Raw genomic sequence first — 19201 nt, 5'->3', positions numbered from 1 at the left:
ATGGCGTTGTTGCTGGCCTTGGACCAAGGCACCACCAGTTCGCGCAGCATCGTGTTCGACGCCGAAGGGCGCATCGTGGCCGTGGCGCAGCGCGAGCTGACCCAGCACTACCCCCAGCCCGGCTGGGTGGAGCACGACCCCGAGGAGCTGTGGGCCACCCAACGCGCCACCCTGGTGGACGTGCTGCGCCAGCTTGGGCCGCGCGTGCGCGAGCTGCGGGCGCTGGGCATCACCAACCAGCGCGAAACCACCGTGGTGTGGGAACGCGCCAGTGGCCACCCGGTGCATCGCGCCATCGTCTGGCAAGACCGCCGCGCCGAAGAGGTCTGCGCGCGCTGGCGCGACCAAGGCTTGCAGCCGCTGGTGCAAGCCACCACCGGCTTGCGGCTGGATGCGTACTTTTCGGCGGGCAAGCTGCGCTGGCTGCTGGACCATGTGCCGGGCCTGCGTGCCCGTGCCGAGCAGGGCGAATTGGCCTGCGGCACCGTGGACAGTTGGCTGCTGTGGCGGCTGACCGGCGCGCGCGTGCACGCCACCGACGTCAGCAACGCCGCGCGCACCCTGCTGTGGGACGTGCGCGCCGGTGCCTGGAGCGAGGCGCTGCTGCGCGCGTTCGAGGTGCCTGCTGCGTGGCTGCCCAGCGTTCACCCTTCGAGCCACGCCTATGGCGAGCTCGACCCTGCCGTGCTGGATGACGCCGAGCTGGCGTCCCGGCTGCCACCGCTGCCGATTGGCGGCGTGGCCGGCGACCAGCAGGCGGCGTTGTTTGGGCAGGCGTGCTTCGAGCCCGGGCTGGCCAAAAACACCTACGGCACCGGTTGCTTCATGCTGCTGCACACCGGTGGACACTGGCCCGCGTCGCGGCACGGGCTGTTGACCACTGCCGCGGCGCAGGCGGGGGCGCCAACGGCGTACGCGCTGGAAGGCAGCGTCTTCATCGGTGGGGCGGTGGTGCAGTGGCTGCGCGATGGCCTCGGCATCATCCGCAGCAGCGCCGAGGTGCAGGCGCTGGCCGAACGCGTGCCTGACAGCGGCGGCGTGGTGCTGGTGCCGGCCTTCACCGGCCTGGGCAGCCCACACTGGCAGCCGCACGCGCGCGGCGCCATCGTGGGCCTGAGCCGCGGCAGCACCGCGGCGCACATCGCGCGCGCGGCGCTGGAGTCGATCGCGCTGCAAAGCGCCGAGCTGCTGCAAGCCATGAACGCCGACGCCCAAGCCGCTGGCGGCACCCCCGTGCGCGAGCTGCGTGTCGACGGCGGTGCGGCCGTCAACGACCTGCTGATGCAGTACCAGGCCGACCTGCTGGGCATCCCCGTGCTGCGCCCTGCCGTGACCGAGACCACGGCCCTGGGGGCCGCCTGGCTGGCCGGCCTGCAAGCCGGCGTGTACCGCAGCCTGGACGAGCTGCGCGCGCTGTGGCGCGTGCAGCGCCGCTTTGAACCGCAGCGACCGCGCGCCTGGGCCGAGGGCGAAATGGCACGCTGGCAGCGCGCCGTGCGGCAGGTGTTGGCGGGGGTGGACATGCCCGGTGGCTGCGCCTCGGGCTGAGGCGTGGCTGCGCTACGATGCGCCCCATGCCACGCTTCGCCGCCAACCTGTCGCTGTTGTTCACCGAACACCCGCTGCTGCAACGGGTGCAAGTGGCGGTGCGCGCGGGTTTTGCCGCGGTCGAGGTGCAGTTTCCCTACGAGCACGAGCCCGACGCTTGGCGCGCCGCCTTGGACGAAGCTGGCGTGCCGTTGGTGTTGCACAACCTGCCCGCCGGTGAGTGGGCGGCGGGTGAGCGCGGCATCGCCTGCCACCCGGACCGCATCGACGAATTCCGTGCTGGCGTGCAGCACGCCCTGCGCTGGGCGGTGCCGCTGCGGGTGCCGCGCCTCAACGTCATCGCGGGCGTGGCGCCGGCGCACGTGCCCCAGGTCGAAGCCCGCCAGGTTCTGATCGACAACCTGCGCTACGCCGCGCGCCAGCTGCAGCCGCATGGCATCCAGCTGTTGCTGGAGCCGATCAACACCTTCGACATTCCCGGGTTTTTCGTGCACCGCACCGCGCAGGCGCTGGACATCCTGGATGACGTGGGCGAGCCCAACGTGGCGTTGCAGTACGACCTGTACCACGCCCAACGCATGGAAGGCGAGCTGATCGGCACGCTGCGGCGTCACCTGCCCCGCATCGGGCATGTGCAACTGGCCGACAACCCGGGGCGTCACGAGCCCGGCAGCGGTGAAATCCACTGGGACGCGGTGCTGGACGAACTTGACCGGCTGGGCTACACGGGCTGGGTGGGGTGCGAGTACCGCCCCGCCGCCGGCACCGAGGTCGGCTTGGGATGGATGCAACGATGGCGCTGAAACATGACCCCCGCGCGCTGCTGCGCGCCCTGTTCGAGGCGGCGGTTCGGCGCGCCCAACCCGCGCATGTGCTGCCGGCGTGGCTGCCCGCGCCGCCGCGCGGCCGCACGCTGGTGCTGGGCGCGGGCAAAGCCAGCGCGGCCATGGCCGCCGTGGTGGAGGCGGTCTGGCCTGCGCACCGGCCGCTGGACGGCTTGGTGGTGACGCGCTATGGCCACACGCCGCCGGGGGTGGGCGGCGGGCGCATCACCGTCGTGGAAGCGGCGCACCCGGTGCCGGACCAAGCGGGTTGGGACGCCGCCCAGCGCATGCTGGCGCTCACCCAGGGCCTGACCGCCGACGACCTGGTGCTGTGCCTGATCTCGGGAGGCGGCTCGGCGCTGCTGCCGCTGCCGCTGCCGGGCCTGTCGTTGGCGGACGTGCAGGCCATCGGGCGTGCGTTGCTGCTCAGCGGCGCGTCGATCGACGAAATGAACACCGTGCGCAAGCACCTGAGCGCCATCCAGGGTGGCAGGTTGGCGGCGGCGTGCGCGCCGGCCAAGGTGATCACGCTGGCCATCAGCGACGTGCCGGGGGATGACCCGGCGGTGATCGCCAGCGGCCCCACGGTGCCCGACCCCACCACCTGCGCCGAGGCGCTGGCCATCGTGCAGCGCTACGGCATCGAAGTGCCCGAGGTGGTGCGCGTTGCCTGGCGCAGCGGGCAGTGGGAAACGCCCAAGCCCGGTGACCCACGGCTGGCCGGGGCCGAAGTGCACCTGATCGCCACTGCGTGGGACAGCCTGTGCGCAGCCGCCGAGGTGGCGCGCCAAGCGGGGCTGGCGGCCCACCTGCTGGGGGATGACATCGAGGGCGAGAGCCGCACCGTCGGGCAGGTGCACGCGGCGCTGGCGCGCAGCGTGGCGCGGCGCGGGCAGCCATGGGCGGGGCCGTGCGTGTTGCTGTCGGGCGGTGAAACCACCGTGACGGTCCGCGGGCCGGCCGGGCGCGGCGGGCGTGCGACGGAGTTTTTGCTCGGCTGCGCGCTGGCCCTGCAGGGCGAGCCGCGCGTGTGGGCGCTGGCGGCGGACACCGACGGTATCGATGGCAGCGAAGACAACGCCGGCGCGTTCGTGACCCCCGACACGCTGGCGCGGGCGCGCGCGGTCGGCCTGCAGCCGCGCGCGTACCTGGAGGCGCACGATGCGTACAGCTTGTTCGCCGCGCTGGGCGACCTGCTGGTCACCGGGCCCACACACACCAACGTCAACGACTTTCGTGCGCTGCTGGTGCTGTGAGGGCGTCCGACGCGCCCCTACCTTATAGCGGCAAGGCATAAACAAACGCCAAAAAAGTCGTTCGTTTTGGGGGTCGTTGCGCCTACAGTGTGTCCCATGATCGAATGGACGTACATCGTGGGCGGGGCCTTGGTCGGCTTCATCGTGGGGCTGACGGGCGTGGGCGGCGGTTCGCTGATGACACCGCTGTTGATTTACGGCTTTGGCGTGCAGCCGCACCTGGCGGTGGGCACCGACTTGCTGTTTGCCGCCGCCACCAAGGGCGCGGGCGCGGTGTCGTTTGCGCGCCATGGGCTGGTGCCGTGGCGGGTGGTGGTCCAGCTCACCGCCGGCGGGGTGTTGGGGGCGGCGCTGATGCTGGCGGTGCTGGCGCATGTCGGCGCCACCGACCCCGCCGTGCACCGCGCCATGAAGACCACGCTGGGGGTGATGTTGCTGCTGACGGCGGCGGCCACCGCCTACAAGGTGCTGCGCGCGGGATGGTGGTGGCGCAGCCACGCCGACCGGTCGGTGGTGCACGCGGCACTACCCGACGAGCAGCAGCAGCGCCCGCGCTGGCCCGGCGCCCCGGTCGTGATGGGTGCCGTCATTGGCGCGCTGGTGACGTTGACGTCGGTGGGCGCAGGGGCCATTGGGGTGATGGTGCTGATGCTGCTGTACCCGCACCTGCCGCTGGCGCGCCTGGTGGCGGCCGACGTGACCTACGCGGTGCCGCTGACGCTGGTGGCGGGGCTGGGCCACGCCACGCTGGGCACGGTCGATTGGGGGTTGCTCGGGTGGCTGTTGGCCGGCTCGCTGCCCGGCATTTGGCTGGGCAGCCGGCTGGTTCAGTGGGCGCCGGTGGCGCTGGTGCGTTCGCTGCTGTCGGTGTTGCTGAGCTGGGTGGGGGTCAAGCTGGTGCTGTCCTGAGGGGGCAAGGCCCCCGTGCCGACGATGACCACCGTCGGCCGCCCACTGTGCAGCACGCTGGCCTGGGCCAGGGTGGCCACGGTGTGCTGGGTGTGGATGGCGTCGGGCCAGCCGGCGCGCGACACCACTGCCACCGGTGTGTCGTCGGCCCAACCGGCGGCGCGCAGTTGCCGCGCCAGCGCGCCGAGTTGTTTGCCCGCCATGTACAGCACCTCGGTGGCGGCGTGCCGCTGCGCTTGCAGGGCGCCTTCGCGTGTCATCGCGGTGGTCAGCGCGACGCTGCGGCCGCGGCCGCGGCGGGTCAGCGGGCGTTGCGCGTCGGCCGCGGCCGCCAGTGCGGCGGTGACGCCCGGCACCACCACGGTGGCGTGGCCAGCCGCTTGTGCGACGGCCAGCTCCTCCTCCAGCCGGCCAAACACGCTCGGGTCGCCGCCTTTGAGGCGCACCACACAGCCCACCCGCGCCGCATGGTGCAGCAGCAGCGCGTGGATGACCTCTTGCGCGGTGCTGCGCGCAAAGCCGCGCTTGCCGACATCGACCCACTGGGCCTGGGGTGCCAGCGCACGCAGACCGGGGTCGGTGAGGGCATCGGCCAGCACGACGTCGGCCTGCGCCAACCAACGTGCCCCACGCAGGGTGATGAGGTCGGCGCTGCCTGGCCCTGCGCCGACAAAGGCCACGGTGGCCACGGCCTCAGGCCTCCACCAGCAGCGCGGCGCTGGTGCGGTGCGTGCCCGGATCGACCATGATCAAGGCGCCGGGTTGTGGGCTGGCCCCGTCCAGCGGTTGGACGGGCAGCGGTTCGGCAACGTCCACGATCACGCGCGCCAGCTCGTTGACGCCGAGGCTGTCGGCGGGCTGCGGCGTGAGGGTGTGAATGTCGAGCCGGTGCTCGATGGCGGCGATGCGGCCCTGCACCCAGCGGTGGCCGTGGCGCAGCCAGTAGCGCCGGCCGATGGCCGCCGGGTCGGGATCCAGCCACGCCACGGTGGCGGCAAAGCGCCGCTGCGCCTGCAGCGTGCCAGGGGTGCCCAGCCAGTCGCCGCGGGAGATGTCGAGCTGTCGGTCCAGCACCATCCCCACCGATTGGCCCGCGCGGGCCTCAGGGCGTTCGGCGCCGGCGTGGTGCAGCAGGCGCACCACCTGGGCCAGCTCGCCGCTGGGGTGCACCTGCACGGTGTCGCCCACGCGCACGCTGCCACTGGCCAGCCGGCCCCAGTACACGCGCGCCTGGTGACCGGTGCCATCGCCGTCGCGTTGCACCCACTGCACCGACAAGCGCCAAGGCCCATCGCTGCGCGGCTGCGGCACCGGCAAACGCTCCAACAGCTCCAGCAGCGCCGGGCCGTCCCACCACGGCGCTTGCAGGCGCTGCGTGACGTTGTCGCCACGCAGTGCCGAAATCGGCACGATGGCCGTCGGCTGCAGCCCGGCCTGCTGGGCAAACGCCTGCAGCGCCGCCCGCACGGCGGCAAAAGCCGCCCCGGGGTCCGTCACGGCATCGATTTTGTTGACGGCAAAGATCAGGTGCGCCACGCCCAGGCGGTGCGCCAGCAGCGCGTGGCGGCGGGTTTGTGGCAACAGCGCCACCTGCGGCGCGTGCAGGTCCAGCTTGGTGACGTCCACCAGCACCACGGCGGCGTGGCTGCCGGCGGCGGCCGTGACCATGTTGCGGGTGTACTGCTCGTGGCCGGGCGCGTCGGCGATGATGAATTTGCGCCGCGGCGTGGCGAAGTAGCGGTACGCCACGTCGATGGTAATGCCCTGCTCGCGCTCGGCCTCCAGGCCGTCGGTCAGCAGCGCCAGCTCCAGCGCGTCGGGCGTGCGGCTGCGCGCTTGCAACGCCTGCACCTGGTCGGTCATCAGCGCCTGGCTGTCCAGCAGCAGGCGGCCGATCAGGGTGCTTTTGCCATCGTCCACGCTGCCGGCGGTCAGAAAGCGCAGCGCGGCGTGCTCGGCGGGGGTGTGGTGGTCGTTCAGGTGCGTGTCCATCGTCAGAAATACCCTTCGCGTTTGCGGCGTTCCATGGCGGCGTCGTTGGCGCGGTCGTCCACGCGGGTGGCGCCGCGCTCGCTGACCGTGCTGCGCAGCGTCTCCAGCACCACGGCCTCGGGCGTAGCGGCGCTGCTGGGCACCGGGCAGGTGCAGCTCATGTCGCCCACGGTGCGAAAGCGCACCTGCAGCGTTTCCACCGTTTCGCCGGGCTGCGGTGGGGTCAGCGGCGTGACCGGCACCAGCAGCCCGCCGCGGCGTACCACCTGGCGCGGGTGCGCCCAGTACAGCGACGGCAGCTCGATGCGCTCGCGCGCGATGTAGGCCCACACGTCCAGTTCGGTCCAGTTGCTGATGGGGAAGGCGCGCATGTGCTCGCCGGGCTGCAGCCGGGTGTTGAACAGCGTCCACAGCTCGGGCCGCTGGGCCTTGGGCTGCCATTGGCCGAAGGCGTCGCGGTGCGAAAAGATGCGCTCCTTGGCGCGCGCCTTTTCTTCGTCGCGGCGCGCACCACCCACCAGCACGTCCAAGCGGTGCGCCTCGATGGTTTCCAGCAGCGTGACGCTTTGCGCCGCGTTGCGCGACGCCAGCGGGTCACTCAGCCGCACGGTGCCGCGGCGCATGGAGTCTTCCACATGGGCCACCAGCAGCCGGTCGCCGTGGCGGGCCACCAGCGCGTCGCGAAAGGCGATGACCTCGGGGAAGTTGTGTCCGGTGTCGATGTGCAGCAGCGGCAGCGGCAGGGTGCCGTGCCAGCGCCCATCGGGTCCGCGGCACTGGAAGGCTTTGCGTGCCAGGTGCAGCACCACGCACGAGTCTTTGCCCCCGGAAAACAGCAGCGCCGGCCGCTCGAACGCGGCCACGGCTTCGCGCAGGATCTCGATCGATTCTTCTTCCAGCGCATCGAGGTGACGCCAGTCGATCTCGGGCAGCAGTTGGTCAGAGTGTACGGTGGCGTTCATAGGGGCTGAACCAAGGTGGAAGCCATGGGGGAGGCGGCGTGGCGCGCGTGGCTGGGCAGGTGCAAGCCGCACTCACGGCGGTGGTCATCTTCCCACCACCAGCGGCCGGCGCGAAAGTCCTCGCCCACCGCGATGGGGCGGGTGCAGGGGGCGCAGCCGATGCTGGGCATGAAGGCGTCGTGCAGCGGGTTGTACGGCACGCCATGGCGGCGGATGTGGTGCCACACGTCGCCCCAGCTCCATTCGGCCAGTGGGTTGAGCTTGATGCGGCCGGCGTCGTCGGTGGTGACGATGGGCACGTCGGCGCGTTGCGCCGACTGCTCGCGCCGCAGGCCCGTGACCCACGCCGTGCGGCCTGCCAGCAGGCGCTGCAGCGGCTGCAGCTTGCGCAGACCGCAGCAGGCGTGGCGCAGCGCGGGGCTGCGGTACATCGCATGGGGGCCGTGTTCGGCTTCGAAGGCAGCCACCGCCTCGGGCTCGGGGGCGAAGACCTCGATGCGGATCCCCCAGTGCGCTTGGGCGCGCTCACGCAGCGCCAGGGTTTCGGGGTGCAGCCGGCCGGTGTCGATCATGGCCACGTCGATCGGGATGCCATGGCGCACGATCAGGTCGGTCAGCACCATGTCCTCGGCACCCAGGCTCGTGGCCTGCACGATGCGGCCGGGGTGTTGCTGCGCGCTGTCACGCAGCCATTGCACGCTGCGTTGCACGCGGTCGTCGTGGTCGGCGCTGGGGTCGTCGTACAGGCTGAAGGCCCGCCCCGGCACGGGCGGCTCGATGACGATGGTTGGAACGGGTGTCTCAGGCATGGAGGCGACCTCCCTCGGGATGGCGCACATCGGGTTGGTAGTACGCTGCGAACCACTGCAGGGCCCGCTGCGCAACCTCGCGGGACTGGTCGGCGCGCAGCTCGGCCGCGTCAAAGCCGCAGCGCCACAGCGGCAGCGCCTGGTCGGCGATGACATCGCCGGTGGCGCGCACCTGGCCCGTGAAGCCGTAGCGCGCCCGCAGCAGCCGGGCCTGGGTGTAGGCGCGGCCGTCGGTCCACTTGGGAAACACCAGCGCCACCAGTTCCAGCCGGGGCAGGTCCGGCGCCAGCGCCTCGATGGGCCGATCGTTGGGCCACAGCACGCCCACGGGCAGCTCGGCGGGCCAGTGGCCGCGCACGGCGTGCCATTGTTCGGCGCTCAGCACCAGGCCGGCGTGGGGCGCGGGGGCGACGGTGTCGGCGGGTGCGCGGCGCCACAGATCGTGCGCCGGGTCGATGAAATGCAGCAACGGTTGTGGCATCGTGTTCAGGTCTCCACGGGTTCGGCGGTGGTGCGGCGCACGCTGTCGGTGGCGGCGCGAAACGGCGCCCCGCCCACGCGCTGCACGGTGTCCAGCAGCCGTTCGCCGGGCTGACGCAACTCCAGGTAGGTGTCCAGCACCGCTTGCAGGGCGTCGCCGATTTCGTCGGCGGCGAACGCCGGGCCCACCACGCGCCCGGCGCGCGCGGGGCCGTGGGCGGCCTGGCCGTCGGAGCCACCGAGCGTGAGCTGGTACCACTCGGTGCCGTCCTTGTCTACGCCCAGGATGCCGATGTGGCCGCTGTGGTGGTGTCCGCACGAGTTCATGCAGCCGCTGATGTGCAGCGCGATGTCGCCCAGGGCTTCCAGTTCGTCGGGGTCCTGGTAGCGCTGCAGCACCTGCAGCGCGATCGGCGTGGTGCGCGCGTTGGCCAGCGCGCACAGGTCGCCACCCGGGCAGGCGATGAGGTCGGTAAGACGCCCCCGATGGGCGCCGGCCAGCCCCAGCGCGCGCGCGGCCTGCCACAGGGCCGGCAGTGCGGTGGCGTGCACCCACGGCAGCAGCAGGTTTTGTTCGTGCGTCACGCGCGCTTCGCCGGCGCTGAAGCGGTCGGCCAGGTCGGCCAGCGCGTCGAGCTGCTCGGCGCTGACGTCGCCGGGCGCTTGGTCAGGGCGCTTGATCGACAGCGTCACCGCCACCAGCCCGGGCAGCCGGTGCGCGTGCACCTGGCGCGCCCGCCAGCGCTGGAACGCCGGGTCGGCTTCGATGGTCGGCGCATCGGGGGACGGTGCCGGCGGTCGCGCCACCCAGTCGCGCGGGGGCTCGAACATCGCTTGCACGCGCTGCAGATCGGCTTCGCGCAGGCGCAGCGCTGCGCCCAGCGCATCATCGCGCCGCAAGGCTTCGTACTCCGCCAGCACCGCGTCGATGAACGCCTGCCCTTCGGCCTTGACCAGGATCTTGATGCGCGCCTTGTACAGGTTGTCGCGCCGGCCGTACAGGTTGTACACCCGCACGATAGCTTCCAGGAACAGCAGGATGTCGTGCCACGGCACAAAGTCCGCGATCGTCGAGGCGATCAGCGGCGTGCGACCCATGCCACCACCGACCAGCACGCGAAATCCCACTTCGCCGGCGTCGTTGCGCAGCAGTTGCAGCCCGATGTCGTGCCACGCGATGGCGGCACGGTCGTCGCTGGCCCCGGTGACGGCGATTTTGAATTTGCGCGGCAAGAAGGCGAACTCTGGGTGCAGCGTGCTCCACTGGCGCAGCAGCTCGCAGTACGGGCGCGGGTCCACCGCCTCGTCCGGCGCGATGCCGGCCAGCGCGTCGGTGGTGATGTTGCGGATGCAGTTGCCGCTGGTCTGGATGCCGTGCAGGTCGGCCTCGGCCAGCAGGTCCATGACGTCGGCCGCGCGCTGCAGCGGGATCCAGTTGAACTGGATGTTTTGCCGTGTGGTGAAGTGGCCTACACCACCCTGCCCGGCGAAGGGGCCCTCGGTCACGCGGTCGAATTCGCGTGCCACCCGCGCCAGCGTGCGCAGCTGCTGGGCGCTGAGCTCGCCGTAAGGGATGGCCACACGCAGCATGGGGGCGTGGCGCTGGATGTACCAGCCGTTTTGCAGCCGCAGCGGCTTGAAGTCGTCGTCGCTGAGCTCGCCGCGCAGGTGGCGTTGTAGCTGGTCGCGGAACTGCGCCGCGCGCTGGCGGATGAAGAGGCGGTCGAAGTCGGTGTAACGGTACATCGCAGGGGCGTCAAACGTCCAAACGTCAGGCCCCTGATTGTGCGTGTGGGTTATGAAAAATGGAACGAAAAGATAGTTTTATATCTATAACCTGGGCGCATATAGCAGGCCGTTGAAAAACTGCTGCAGCGGGCCATCTGCGGCGTTGCGTGGTGGTCGCTCCCGCCTGTTTGCGGCCGCATAGGGGCTTGCCACGCCGGTGCTATGCGGCGGCCGCCACCAGCGCGCGCCAGTCACCGGTGCCCGGCAGCCTCAACCTGGTTGGGGTGGCACCGCCCCCAACGCGATGCTGACCAGCGCTTGCAGCAGCCGCGGGTCGTCGCCGATGGCGGGAGCTAGCTGCCAGCGCACGCCAGGGTGGTCGGTGTGCAGTTGCGCCAGCAGCGCTGGCACGTCACGGCGCACGTGCCCACCCACCCCCAGAAACAGCGGCAACACCGTCACCCGCGTGCACCCCTGCGCCGCCAGCAGGGTGCCAGCGGTCAACAGGTCAGGCGTCATGAACTCCAGGTACGCCAGGCTGACCCGCCACCCGGGGCGCTGCGCCCGCACCTGCGCGGCGACGCGCTCGAACGGCGCGGCCCACGCCGGGTCGCGTGCGCCGTGCGCCAGCAAGATCAGGCCAGGGGTATCCGCTGCGGGGCGGGGGGCGGGCAGGGCTTGGTTATCGGAGGCCATGATGCGCATAATGGCATGGTTTGGGTTGCTGGGTGGCCCGCCGCCGCTTGGCCCCGCCCCCGTCGTTGCCGTTGACCTGCCCTGTCCCGCCATGAACCTGTCCGACACCCCCACCCACACCATCCCCACCAGCGCCGAACTGCGTCCCGGCGACGCCGCGTGGCTGGCCGCGCACTGGATGCCGTTCACCGGCAACCGCCAATTCAAGGCCGACCCACGCCTGATCGTTGCGGCCGACGGCGCGTACCTGATCGACGCCGACGGTCGGCGCGTCTTCGATGGCCTGTCGGGCCTGTGGTGCACGGGGCTGGGCCATGGCCGGCGCGAAATCGTCGAAGCCGTCAGCCGCCAGGTCGCCACGCTGGACTACGCGCCGGCGTTCCAGTTCGGCCACCCGCTGTCGTTCGAGCTGGCCAACCGCATCGTCGAGCACCTGCCTGCTGGGCTCAACCGCGTGATGTTCACCGCCTCGGGCTCGGAGGCGGCCGACACCGCGCTGAAGATCGCCCGCGCCTACTGGCGCGTGCGCGGCCAGGCGAGCAAAACGCGCTTGATTGGCCGTGCCAAGGGCTACCACGGCGTCAACTTCGGCGGTGTGTCGGTGGGTGGCATCGTCGGCAACCGCAAGCTGTTTGGCCAGGGCGTCGAAGCCGACCACCTGCCACACACCCAGCCGCCGGCGGGGGCGTTTTTCCGGGGGCAGCCACCGGCCGACGGCGCCGGGCTGTACGCCGGCGCGGCGCTGGCCGACGAGCTGCTGCGCCTGATCGAGCTGCACGATGCCTCGACGATCGCGGCGGTCATCGTCGAGCCGATGTCCGGCTCGGCCGGCGTGGTGGTGCCGCCGCAAGGCTACCTGCAGCGCCTGCGCGACATCTGCACCCAGCACGACATCTTGTTGATTTTTGATGAGGTCATCACCGGCTTTGGGCGTTGCGGCGCGTGGACCGGGTCCGAGGCGTTCGGTGTCGTGCCGGACATGCTGACCTTTGCCAAGCAAGTGACCAACGGCGTGCAGCCACTGGGTGGCGTGGCGGTGCGCCAAGGCATTTACGACGCCTTCATCGACGCTGGCGGCCCTACGTACGCGCTGGAGTTCCCGCACGGCTACACCTACTCGGCGCACCCGGTGGCGTGCGCGGCGGGCTTGGCGTCGATGGCGCTGCTGCAGCGCGACAACGCCCCCGAGCGGGTGCGGGCGCTGGCCCCGGTGTTCGAGGCCAAGGTGCACAGCCTGCGCGGCGCCAGCCCCCATCTGCTCGACATCCGCAACTACGGGCTGGCGGCGGGGCTGACGTTGGCCCCGGCGCCGGGCGAGCCGCTCAAGCGCCCCTTCGAGGTGGCCATGCGCATGTGGGCCAAGGGCTTTTACGTGCGCTACGGCGGCGACACCGTGCAACTGGCGCCGCCCTTCATCAGCACCGAAGCCGAGATCGACCGCCTGGTGGACGCGCTGGGCGAGACGCTGCGGGCGTTGGACTGACCCCTCTGCGCGCACGGTGGCCCGACCCGACTCAGCCGGGCAAAGCCTCCAACAACGCTTGCGTTGGAAGGGGCGGCTCACCGTTGGTGACGGGGGCCAAGGCCACGTTCCCTTGCGCCTCGTCGGGCTCAGGGGTAGGGCCCGGGACCGCCACCGGGTCAACCTCGGTGGTCAGGGCCGGTTGCTCGGCCGGCCGCACCGTGCCGTCGGCCAGGCCCTGATGCTCCAGGTAGCGTTGCAAGTTGCGCTCGATGCGTGTCAGCGCTTGCTGCTGGCCAGGCGAGCGGGTGTCGGCTGGCAGGGCTTGCAGCCGCTGCAACACCCGTTGCAGGCCGGGCGGGCCGCTGCTGGCGCCGTCGGCCTTGGACGTCGCCGTGGGGCTGTCCGTCGCTGCGGGCGCTGTGTCCCCAGCGGTGGCGCGGGTCGTCGACGCCCGGGGCGCTGGCCAGGCGGCATGGGCGGGGTGGGTTGCCGGGATGCGCATGATCGCCCTCCTGCTGCCCCCACGTGGAGGCAGTGTGCCGATGATGGCAGCACCAACGGCAGGCTGATCGTGCAAACAGCGGCACGACCCGCCGTCAATTTCAGGGTTGCACGGCGGTGTCAGCGCTGGCTAAGCTTGAACACCGCCGTGCTGGCCAGCAGGTTGGGCCAGCGGCGCACCACGCGGCCGCGGTGGTCGATGCCGAAGGCGTCGTCGATATGCAGCCCCAGGCGCTCGGCCAGGACTTCGAAATCGGCGAAGGTGCCGACGCGGATGTTGGGCGTGTCGTACCACTGGTAAGGCAGCCGCCGGGTCACTGGCATGCGCCCGGACAGCACACGCAGCCGGTTGGGCCAGTGCGCGAAGTTCGGGAAGGCCACGATCGCGCTGCGCCCCACCCGCGCCGTCTCACGCAGCATCGTCTCGGCGTTGCGCAGGTGCTGCAGCGTATCGATTTGCAGCACCACATCGAAGCTGTCGTCGGCGAACATCGACAGCCCCTCTTCGAGGTTGAACTGCAGCACGTCCAGCCCGCGCTTGAGGCAGGCGTGCACCAGCGCGTCGTCGATCTCGATGCCGTAGCCGTGGCAGCCACGTGCATCGCGCAGGTGCGCCAGCAGCGCGCCGTCGCCGCAGCCCAGGTCGAGCACGCGCGCGCCGTGCGGCACAAGCTCGGCAATCAGGTGTTGGATCAGGCGGTCACTCATGCCGTGCCTCCGGGCAAGCTCAGGTGGGCGCCGACGCGGTGTTCGAAGTACGCGCGCACCGCCGCGTGGTAGCGGGGGTCGTCGAGCAAAAACGCATCGTGCCCGTGGGAGGCGTCGATTTCGGCGTAGCTCACCGCGCGCTGGTTGTCCAGCAGCGCCTTGACGATTTCGCGGCTGCGGGCCGGCGAAAACCGCCAGTCGGTGGAAAACGAAATCACCAAAAAGTCCGCCCGCGCACGGCGCAGTGCGGCGCTCAAGTCGCCGTCGTACTCACGCGCTGGATCGAAGTAATCCAGCGCCCGCGTGATCAGCAAGTAGGTGTTGGCGTCGAAATACTCGCTGAATTTGTCGCCCTGGTAGCGCAGGTAGCTTTCGATTTCGAACTCCACGTCCTGCGTGGTGTAGCGGTAGGCCAGCCGCTCGGCCGTGGCCACGTCACCGTGGCGCAGCGCCTCGGCCAGCGGACGCAGGCGACGACCAAACTTCTCGTTCATCACGTCGTCGCTGAGGTACGTGATGTGACCGATCATGCGCGCGATGCGCAAGCCCCGCCGCGGCTTGGTGCCGTGGCGCAGGTAGTGCCCGCCATGAAAATCCGGGTCGGTCACGATGGCGCGGCGCGCCACCTCGTTGAAGGCGATATTTTCGGCCGTCAGGTTGGGGGCGCTGGCCACCACCACCGCGTGCCGCACCCGCTCGGGGTACTGCAGCGTCCATGACAGCGCCTGCATCCCACCCAAGCTGCCGCCCATGACGGCGGCCAGCCGCTCGATGCCCAACGCGTCCAGCAGCTGTGCCTGGGCGTTGACCCAATCCTCCACCGTGACGACGGGGAAGTCGGCGCCCCACGGCTGGCCCGTCGCCGGGTTGATGTGCGTGGGGCCGGTGGAGCCAAAGCACGAACCGATGTTGTTGGCGCAGATGACGAAGAAGCGCTCGGTGTCCACCGGTTTGCCCGGTCCGACCATGTTGTGCCACCAGCCTTCGCTTTTGGGGATGGGTTGCCCCTGGGCGTCGGCGTGGTGGCCGGCGACGTGGTGGCTGGCGTTGAGCGCGTGGCAGATCAGCACCGCGTTGTCGCGCGCGGCGTTGAGCTGTCCGTAGGTCTCGTACACCAGCTCGAAAGCGGGTAGCACCGCCCCGCTGCGCAGCGGCAGCGGGGTGTCGACGTGAAGGCGTTGGGGGGTGACGATCACGGTGTTTGTTTCCTTGCCTGATGCGCCGTGACCGCGGTGGCGACGCCGGCAAGGCCTGGCCGACGCTTCCTCTTTAGCGGTACTTGTTACGCGCCCGCAAGCGGGATCCAAATCGGCGCAGACCACAGTATAAAGGGTGTTGCGCCCTCGCAGTGGCTGGGCGGGCTGGTGTTTGCACTGGGCCTGCTGCTGGTGGTGGCCGGCGCCGAACTGTTCACGGGCAACAACCTGCTGGCCATGGCCTGGGCCGATGGCCGCATCAGCACCCGCGAGGTGCTGCGCAACTGGGGGTGGGTGTGTTTGGCCAATGGGCTGGGCGCCGCGGGGCTGGCGGTGTTGGTGCAGGCCGGGGGCGGTGCGCCCGCGGCACCCCCGGTGACGTTCAGCGGCATGCTGGGCAACCTGGTGCCGGTGATCGGTGGCAATTTGCTGGGGGGCAGTGTGGTGGTGGGGTTGACCTACCACGTGATCTACCGCCGTGGTTCAGCGTCGTGAACGTCGGGCCGCCACGGTGTTTCGATAGGCGCGGTGTTGTTTTGGCGCATCATTCCCGTGGCGGCTGGGGTGTATGGATCAAAAAATCCCCACGGGCAGCGCAATCGGCGCATAATGCGACCCGGGTCGATGTTCGCGGCGTCGGCCCAGTCAGTGGTGATCGGTCGGTTTCGCGTGCAGCAGTTGGTTTGTTTGCCGTCGGGGCTCCGTCGCTCGTTTGTGTCAGTGTGTTTTTCGAGGAGTCCCTTCATGGGCAACAAGTTGTACGTCGGCAACCTTCCGTATTCGGTGCGCGACGGCGATCTGCAGCAAGCGTTCAGCGCGTATGGCCAAGTGGCCAGCGCCAAGGTGATGATGGAGCGCGACACCGGTCGCTCCAAGGGTTTTGGTTTTGTCGAAATGGGCAGCGATGCCGAGGCCCAGGCGGCCATCGCCGGTCTGCATGGCCAGTCGATGGGCGGCCGCAACCTGGTGGTCAACGAAGCCCGGCCAATGGAGCCGCGCCCGCCGCGCAGCGGTGGGTTTGGCGGCGGCCGTCGTGAAGGCGGCTTCGGCGGTGGCGATGGCCAATTCCGTAGCCCCTACGGTGCACCGCGTCGCCGCGATGACCGTGGTGGGTACGGCGGCGGGTACTGACCGTCGGCCTCAGCGGGGCGCCTGCCGCCCCGCGCGTGCCACCAGCGTGGCGCGTACCTGACCTCGTAATTCGGCCAACCCGTGGCGCTCGTCGTAGCGCAGCCGGTTGGCCGTTATCACGTCCCCCTCGCGCGTGATGCGCACCGGCCGCGCACTTTGCAACAGCTGACGTTCGCTGTCCCAGGTCAGTTCCTCGCCGTCCAGTGTGACGCGCGGTGCGGCCCCGGGGCGCATCGGGGTGCGCTCGTAGCGCACCTGCCCCCGCAACGTGTAGTGGACACGGCCGTCGTCTGTTTGCAGCCACTGCGCCTGGACGGTGCTGCGTACCCCATCGGCCGGCAACACCCGCTGCAGGTGCGCCTGCTCGATATCGGTACGGGCATCGGCAGGGTAGTGGACCAGGCGGCGGCCGCGCAGCTGCAGGTCGGGTTGGCCCGGCACACCCCAACGCTGCAGGGTGAAGCCGTGCAGCGTGTAGTCTGGCTCGCCCTGGCCCAGGGCACGGCTGGGGCTGGGGCGGTCTTCGGGCACGCGTTGCACGACCGCCCAAGTCAGCAGGGCCAGAGTTCCCATCAGCGCCACCGGCAGGTACAGCGAGGCTACATCCCACGCGCGTACCCACCAAGGCTGCGCTGGCCGCGTAGGGCGGGGGGGCGGCAGGGCCGGACGCGGGGTCACGCCAGCGCCTCCTTCAACAACGTCACGTAGTGGCCGCGCGCCACCAGCAGCAGGTCGCAGAACTCACGCGCCGCCCCGCCCCCGGCGGGCGCCGCGGTGACGTGGTGCACACGCGCCAGCACCTCCGGGTGCGCGCTGGGTGGGGCCGCGGCCAGGGCGCAGCGCGTCAGCACCGGCAGGTCCGGCCAGTCGTCGCCGATCGCCGCAGCTGCGTCCCACCCCACGCCGAGTTCAGCCAAGATGCTTTCAGCGGCGGGGCGTTTGTCTTCGGTGCCGTAGCGCACGTGGCGCACACCCAGCGCCTGCAGCCGCGCACGCAGTGCGGGCGAATCGCGCCCGGTCACCACCGCGGGCTCGATGCCGGCGCGGCGCAGCAGCTTGAGGCCGTGGCCATCCAGCGTATGAAAGCGCTTGAGCTGCTCACCGTCCGGACCGTACCACAGGCCCCCGTCGGTCAGCACCCCATCGACGTCGAGCAGCGCCACGCGCACGGCCTGGGCGCGCAGCAGCAGCTCGGGGACAAAGGTCAACACAGGGCGGTCCATCAAATCACCTTGGCACGCATCAGGTCGTGCGAGTTCAGCGCTCCAACCAGCCGGCCGTCGTCATCGACCACCAGCACGCTGTGGATGCGGTGCTGCTCCATCAGGTCGGCCGCTTCGACGGCCAGCATCCCGGGGTGCACGCTGCGCGGGTTGGGGTGCATGACCTCGGCGGCGGTCAGCGTGCGCAGGTCAGCGCCCGGGCGCGCCTCGATCAGGCGGCGCAGGTCGCCGTCGGTGAAAATGCCGATGGGACGCCCCTGCTCGTCGACGACGGCGGCGGCGCCCAGGCTCCCGGCGCTCATGGCCCGCATCGTCTCCGGCAGCGTGGCGTGCGGCGCCACGCGCGGGGTCACGTCCAGTGGCCGCATGACATCGCGCACCAGCGTCAACAGGCGGCGGCCCAGCGCCCCGCCGGGGTGGGAGCGCGCAAAGTCCTCCGGCTGAAACCCACGTGCGCTCAACAGCGCCACGGCCAGAGCGTCGCCCATGGCCAGCTGCGCCGTGGTGCTGGCGGTGGGGGCGAGGTTGTGCGGGCAGGCTTCGCGCGCCACACCGGTGTCCAGCACGACGTCGGCATGCCGCGCCAGCGTCGAGTCGCTGCGTCCGGTCATGGCCACCAGCGGCACGCCCATGCGCTTGATCAGCGGCAGGATGGTGGTCAGCTCGTCGCTTTCGCCGCTGTTGCTGATGGCCAGCACCGCGTCGGCCGGGGTGATCATTCCCAGGTCACCGTGGCTGGCTTCGGCCGGGTGCATAAAAAACGCCGGCGTGCCGGTGGAGGCCAGCGTCGCCGCGATCTTGCGGCCGATGTGCCCGCTTTTGCCCATGCCGGTGACGACGACGCGGCCGCGGCACGCCAGCAGCGTGCGCACCGCGTCGGCGAAGCGTTGATCCAGCCGCTCGGCCATCGCTTGCAGGCCGGCGGCTTCGATGGCCAGTGTCTGGCGCGCCAGCGCGATCCAGTCGGCGTCGCTTGAAGGCAATCGGTCGTTGGTCATGACATCCTGAGTGTGCAAGGGTGGTGTCACCGCACGTCCCACCCCACGATTTGCCGCTTGCTGCGGCTGAACTCCACGCCGACTTCGATCACACGCTGGATGCCCGGCGCGCCGCGGTGCTTGGCCGCGTAGTCCTTGGCCTGGAGTTGCCGCAGCGCCTCGCCCGTGCCTTGGTCGCCATCCACGACCTTGAACTCGAACACCCACGCGGTGCCGGCGTGCTTGACGGTGAGGTCGCACTGGCCTTCGTTGCTGACATCTTCAGCGATGATCTCCACCCCGAGGCTGGCCAGGTGGCTGTAGCAGACGCTGGCAAAGTAGCCCTCGTACTGCGCAATCGGGTTGGCACGGTACCAGTCGTGCGGGATGGAGGCAAACAGCCGCTCGAAGTGCGCCCTGAGTGCCGCCGCGTCACCGCTGGACAAAATATCGTACAAGGCGCTGGTCAAAACGCTGGCCAGCGCCGCGTCCGGGTACCAGGCGCTGAGCAGGTGCTCATTGAGGGCGGCGCGCACCTCGAGGTTGGGCACGCTGAGTTCATACTCGCGCCGCGCGGCTTTCAGCACGCTGCGCCGAATCGTCAGGTAGCCGGTTTGCCACAGCATCGCCTCGGGCTCGATGCGGTCCACATCGAACGCCTCCAGCAGTGCCTCGCTGGCCCACAGCTGCTCCAGCTTCGGCGTAAAAAACCCCTTGCGCTGCAACCACTGCACCAAAAAGGTCGGCGTGCCGGTCTCGAACCAGTGCGCGCGAAACTGCCGCTCAGCCAGCAGCA

At 70.5% G+C, this 19201-nt stretch carries 21 protein-coding genes; 7 read left to right on the top strand and 14 right to left on the bottom strand.

Features of this window, described 5'->3' with window-relative positions; translation table 11 throughout:
• The 4 genes from glpK (at position 1) to Taqua_RS02560 (ending at position 4537) form a co-directional block, all read left to right on the top strand.
• Positions 1 to 1548, top strand: coding sequence for a glycerol kinase GlpK (gene glpK / locus Taqua_RS02575; RefSeq protein ID WP_144324459.1), 1548 nt, complete (start codon positions 1 to 3; stop codon positions 1546 to 1548).
• 26 nt (positions 1549 to 1574) lie between these two features.
• Complete coding sequence (hyi, locus tag Taqua_RS02570) at positions 1575 to 2351, top strand: hydroxypyruvate isomerase (RefSeq protein WP_144324457.1); 777 nt, start codon at positions 1575 to 1577, stop codon at positions 2349 to 2351.
• Positions 2330 to 3628, top strand: a complete 1299-nt coding sequence (locus Taqua_RS02565) for a glycerate kinase type-2 family protein (RefSeq protein WP_144324455.1) — start codon at positions 2330 to 2332, stop codon at positions 3626 to 3628. The genes hyi and Taqua_RS02565 overlap by 22 nt, the downstream gene beginning before the upstream one ends.
• A 96-nt stretch (positions 3629 to 3724) precedes the next feature.
• Positions 3725 to 4537, top strand: coding sequence for a sulfite exporter TauE/SafE family protein (locus Taqua_RS02560; protein WP_144324453.1), 813 nt, complete (start codon positions 3725 to 3727; stop codon positions 4535 to 4537).
• Here Taqua_RS02560 and cobA read toward each other — a convergent pair.
• The 7 genes from cobA to Taqua_RS02525 all read right to left on the bottom strand — a co-directional run bounded on the left by cobA (position 4456) and on the right by Taqua_RS02525 (position 11204).
• Positions 4456 to 5226 (bottom strand): uroporphyrinogen-III C-methyltransferase, encoded by a 771-nt coding sequence (cobA, locus tag Taqua_RS02555; RefSeq protein ID WP_144324451.1) that lies wholly within the window; start codon positions 5224 to 5226, stop codon positions 4456 to 4458. The two genes, Taqua_RS02560 and cobA, sit on opposite strands and share 82 nt — an antisense overlap.
• Positions 5227 to 5230: 4 nt before the next feature.
• Positions 5231 to 6529, bottom strand: a complete 1299-nt coding sequence (locus tag Taqua_RS02550) for a sulfate adenylyltransferase subunit 1 (RefSeq protein ID WP_144324449.1) — start codon at positions 6527 to 6529, stop codon at positions 5231 to 5233.
• A 2-nt stretch (positions 6530 to 6531) separates the two neighbouring features.
• A complete protein-coding gene (gene cysD / locus Taqua_RS02545; protein ID WP_144324448.1) occupies positions 6532 to 7491 on the bottom strand; it encodes a sulfate adenylyltransferase subunit CysD in 960 nt (319 codons plus the stop codon).
• Positions 7488 to 8300, bottom strand: a complete 813-nt coding sequence (locus Taqua_RS02540) for a phosphoadenylyl-sulfate reductase (RefSeq protein WP_144324446.1) — start codon at positions 8298 to 8300, stop codon at positions 7488 to 7490. The genes cysD and Taqua_RS02540 overlap by 4 nt, the downstream gene beginning before the upstream one ends.
• Positions 8293 to 8781 carry a DUF934 domain-containing protein gene (locus tag Taqua_RS02535; RefSeq protein ID WP_144324445.1) on the bottom strand — a complete coding sequence of 163 codons (489 nt, stop codon included), beginning with the start codon at positions 8779 to 8781 and terminating at the stop codon, positions 8293 to 8295. Before Taqua_RS02535 ends, Taqua_RS02540 begins: the two co-directional genes overlap by 8 nt.
• 5 nt (positions 8782 to 8786) lie before the next feature.
• A complete protein-coding gene (locus Taqua_RS02530) occupies positions 8787 to 10526 on the bottom strand; it encodes a nitrite/sulfite reductase (protein ID WP_144324444.1) in 1740 nt (579 codons plus the stop codon).
• 252 nt (positions 10527 to 10778) lie between these two features.
• Complete coding sequence (locus Taqua_RS02525; RefSeq protein WP_144324443.1) at positions 10779 to 11204, bottom strand: sirohydrochlorin chelatase; 426 nt, start codon at positions 11202 to 11204, stop codon at positions 10779 to 10781.
• A gap of 91 nt (positions 11205 to 11295) precedes the next feature.
• Here Taqua_RS02525 and aptA point away from each other — a divergent pair, with 91 nt between their 5' ends.
• The gene (aptA, locus tag Taqua_RS02520) at positions 11296 to 12687 is read left to right on the top strand and encodes an omega-aminotransferase AptA (protein ID WP_144324442.1); all 1392 of its coding nucleotides are present in this window, start codon (positions 11296 to 11298) and stop codon (positions 12685 to 12687) included.
• 31 nt (positions 12688 to 12718) lie between these two features.
• Here the strand turns inward: aptA and Taqua_RS02515 are convergent, their stop codons facing one another.
• The 3 genes from Taqua_RS02515 to metX form a co-directional block, all read right to left on the bottom strand.
• The gene (locus Taqua_RS02515; protein ID WP_144324441.1) at positions 12719 to 13171 is read right to left on the bottom strand and encodes a hypothetical protein; all 453 of its coding nucleotides are present in this window, start codon (positions 13169 to 13171) and stop codon (positions 12719 to 12721) included.
• A gap of 119 nt (positions 13172 to 13290) precedes the next feature.
• Entirely contained in the window at positions 13291 to 13878 is a 588-nt protein-coding gene (gene metW / locus Taqua_RS02510) for a methionine biosynthesis protein MetW (protein WP_144324440.1), read from the bottom strand.
• The gene (gene metX, locus Taqua_RS02505; RefSeq protein WP_144324439.1) at positions 13875 to 15074 is read right to left on the bottom strand and encodes a homoserine O-succinyltransferase MetX; all 1200 of its coding nucleotides are present in this window, start codon (positions 15072 to 15074) and stop codon (positions 13875 to 13877) included. The genes metW and metX overlap by 4 nt, the downstream gene beginning before the upstream one ends.
• Before the next feature lie 27 nt (positions 15075 to 15101).
• On the opposite strand from metX, the gene Taqua_RS02500 reads away from it, so the two are divergent.
• Both Taqua_RS02500 and Taqua_RS02495 read left to right on the top strand, forming a co-directional pair.
• Positions 15102 to 15569 carry a formate/nitrite transporter family protein gene (locus Taqua_RS02500; protein ID WP_144324438.1) on the top strand — a complete coding sequence of 156 codons (468 nt, stop codon included), beginning with the start codon at positions 15102 to 15104 and terminating at the stop codon, positions 15567 to 15569.
• A gap of 249 nt (positions 15570 to 15818) precedes the next feature.
• Positions 15819 to 16205: an RNA recognition motif domain-containing protein gene (locus Taqua_RS02495; RefSeq protein WP_132962501.1), complete on the top strand. Its 387-nt coding sequence runs from the start codon at positions 15819 to 15821 to the stop codon at positions 16203 to 16205.
• 9 nt (positions 16206 to 16214) lie between these two features.
• Here Taqua_RS02495 and lptC read toward each other — a convergent pair whose 3' ends face one another.
• The 4 genes from lptC to Taqua_RS02475 all read right to left on the bottom strand — a co-directional run.
• A complete protein-coding gene (lptC, locus tag Taqua_RS02490; protein WP_144324437.1) occupies positions 16215 to 16883 on the bottom strand; it encodes an LPS export ABC transporter periplasmic protein LptC in 669 nt (222 codons plus the stop codon).
• Positions 16880 to 17428 carry a KdsC family phosphatase gene (locus tag Taqua_RS02485; RefSeq protein ID WP_144324436.1) on the bottom strand — a complete coding sequence of 183 codons (549 nt, stop codon included), beginning with the start codon at positions 17426 to 17428 and terminating at the stop codon, positions 16880 to 16882. Before Taqua_RS02485 ends, lptC begins: the two co-directional genes overlap by 4 nt.
• On the bottom strand, positions 17428 to 18426 hold the full coding sequence (locus Taqua_RS02480; protein ID WP_144324435.1) for a KpsF/GutQ family sugar-phosphate isomerase: 999 nt from the start codon (positions 18424 to 18426) through the stop codon (positions 17428 to 17430). Before Taqua_RS02480 ends, Taqua_RS02485 begins: the two co-directional genes overlap by 1 nt.
• Positions 18427 to 18452: 26 nt before the next feature.
• Positions 18453 to 19201 (bottom strand): PD-(D/E)XK nuclease domain-containing protein (locus Taqua_RS02475; protein ID WP_185969538.1); only part of this gene is annotated, 749 nt, incomplete at its 5' end.

The organism is Tepidimonas aquatica, assembly GCF_007556585.1.
In the GTDB taxonomy this organism is placed as follows: domain Bacteria; phylum Pseudomonadota; class Gammaproteobacteria; order Burkholderiales; family Burkholderiaceae_C; genus Tepidimonas; species Tepidimonas aquatica.
This window is presented reverse-complemented; position numbering and strand designations above follow the sequence as displayed.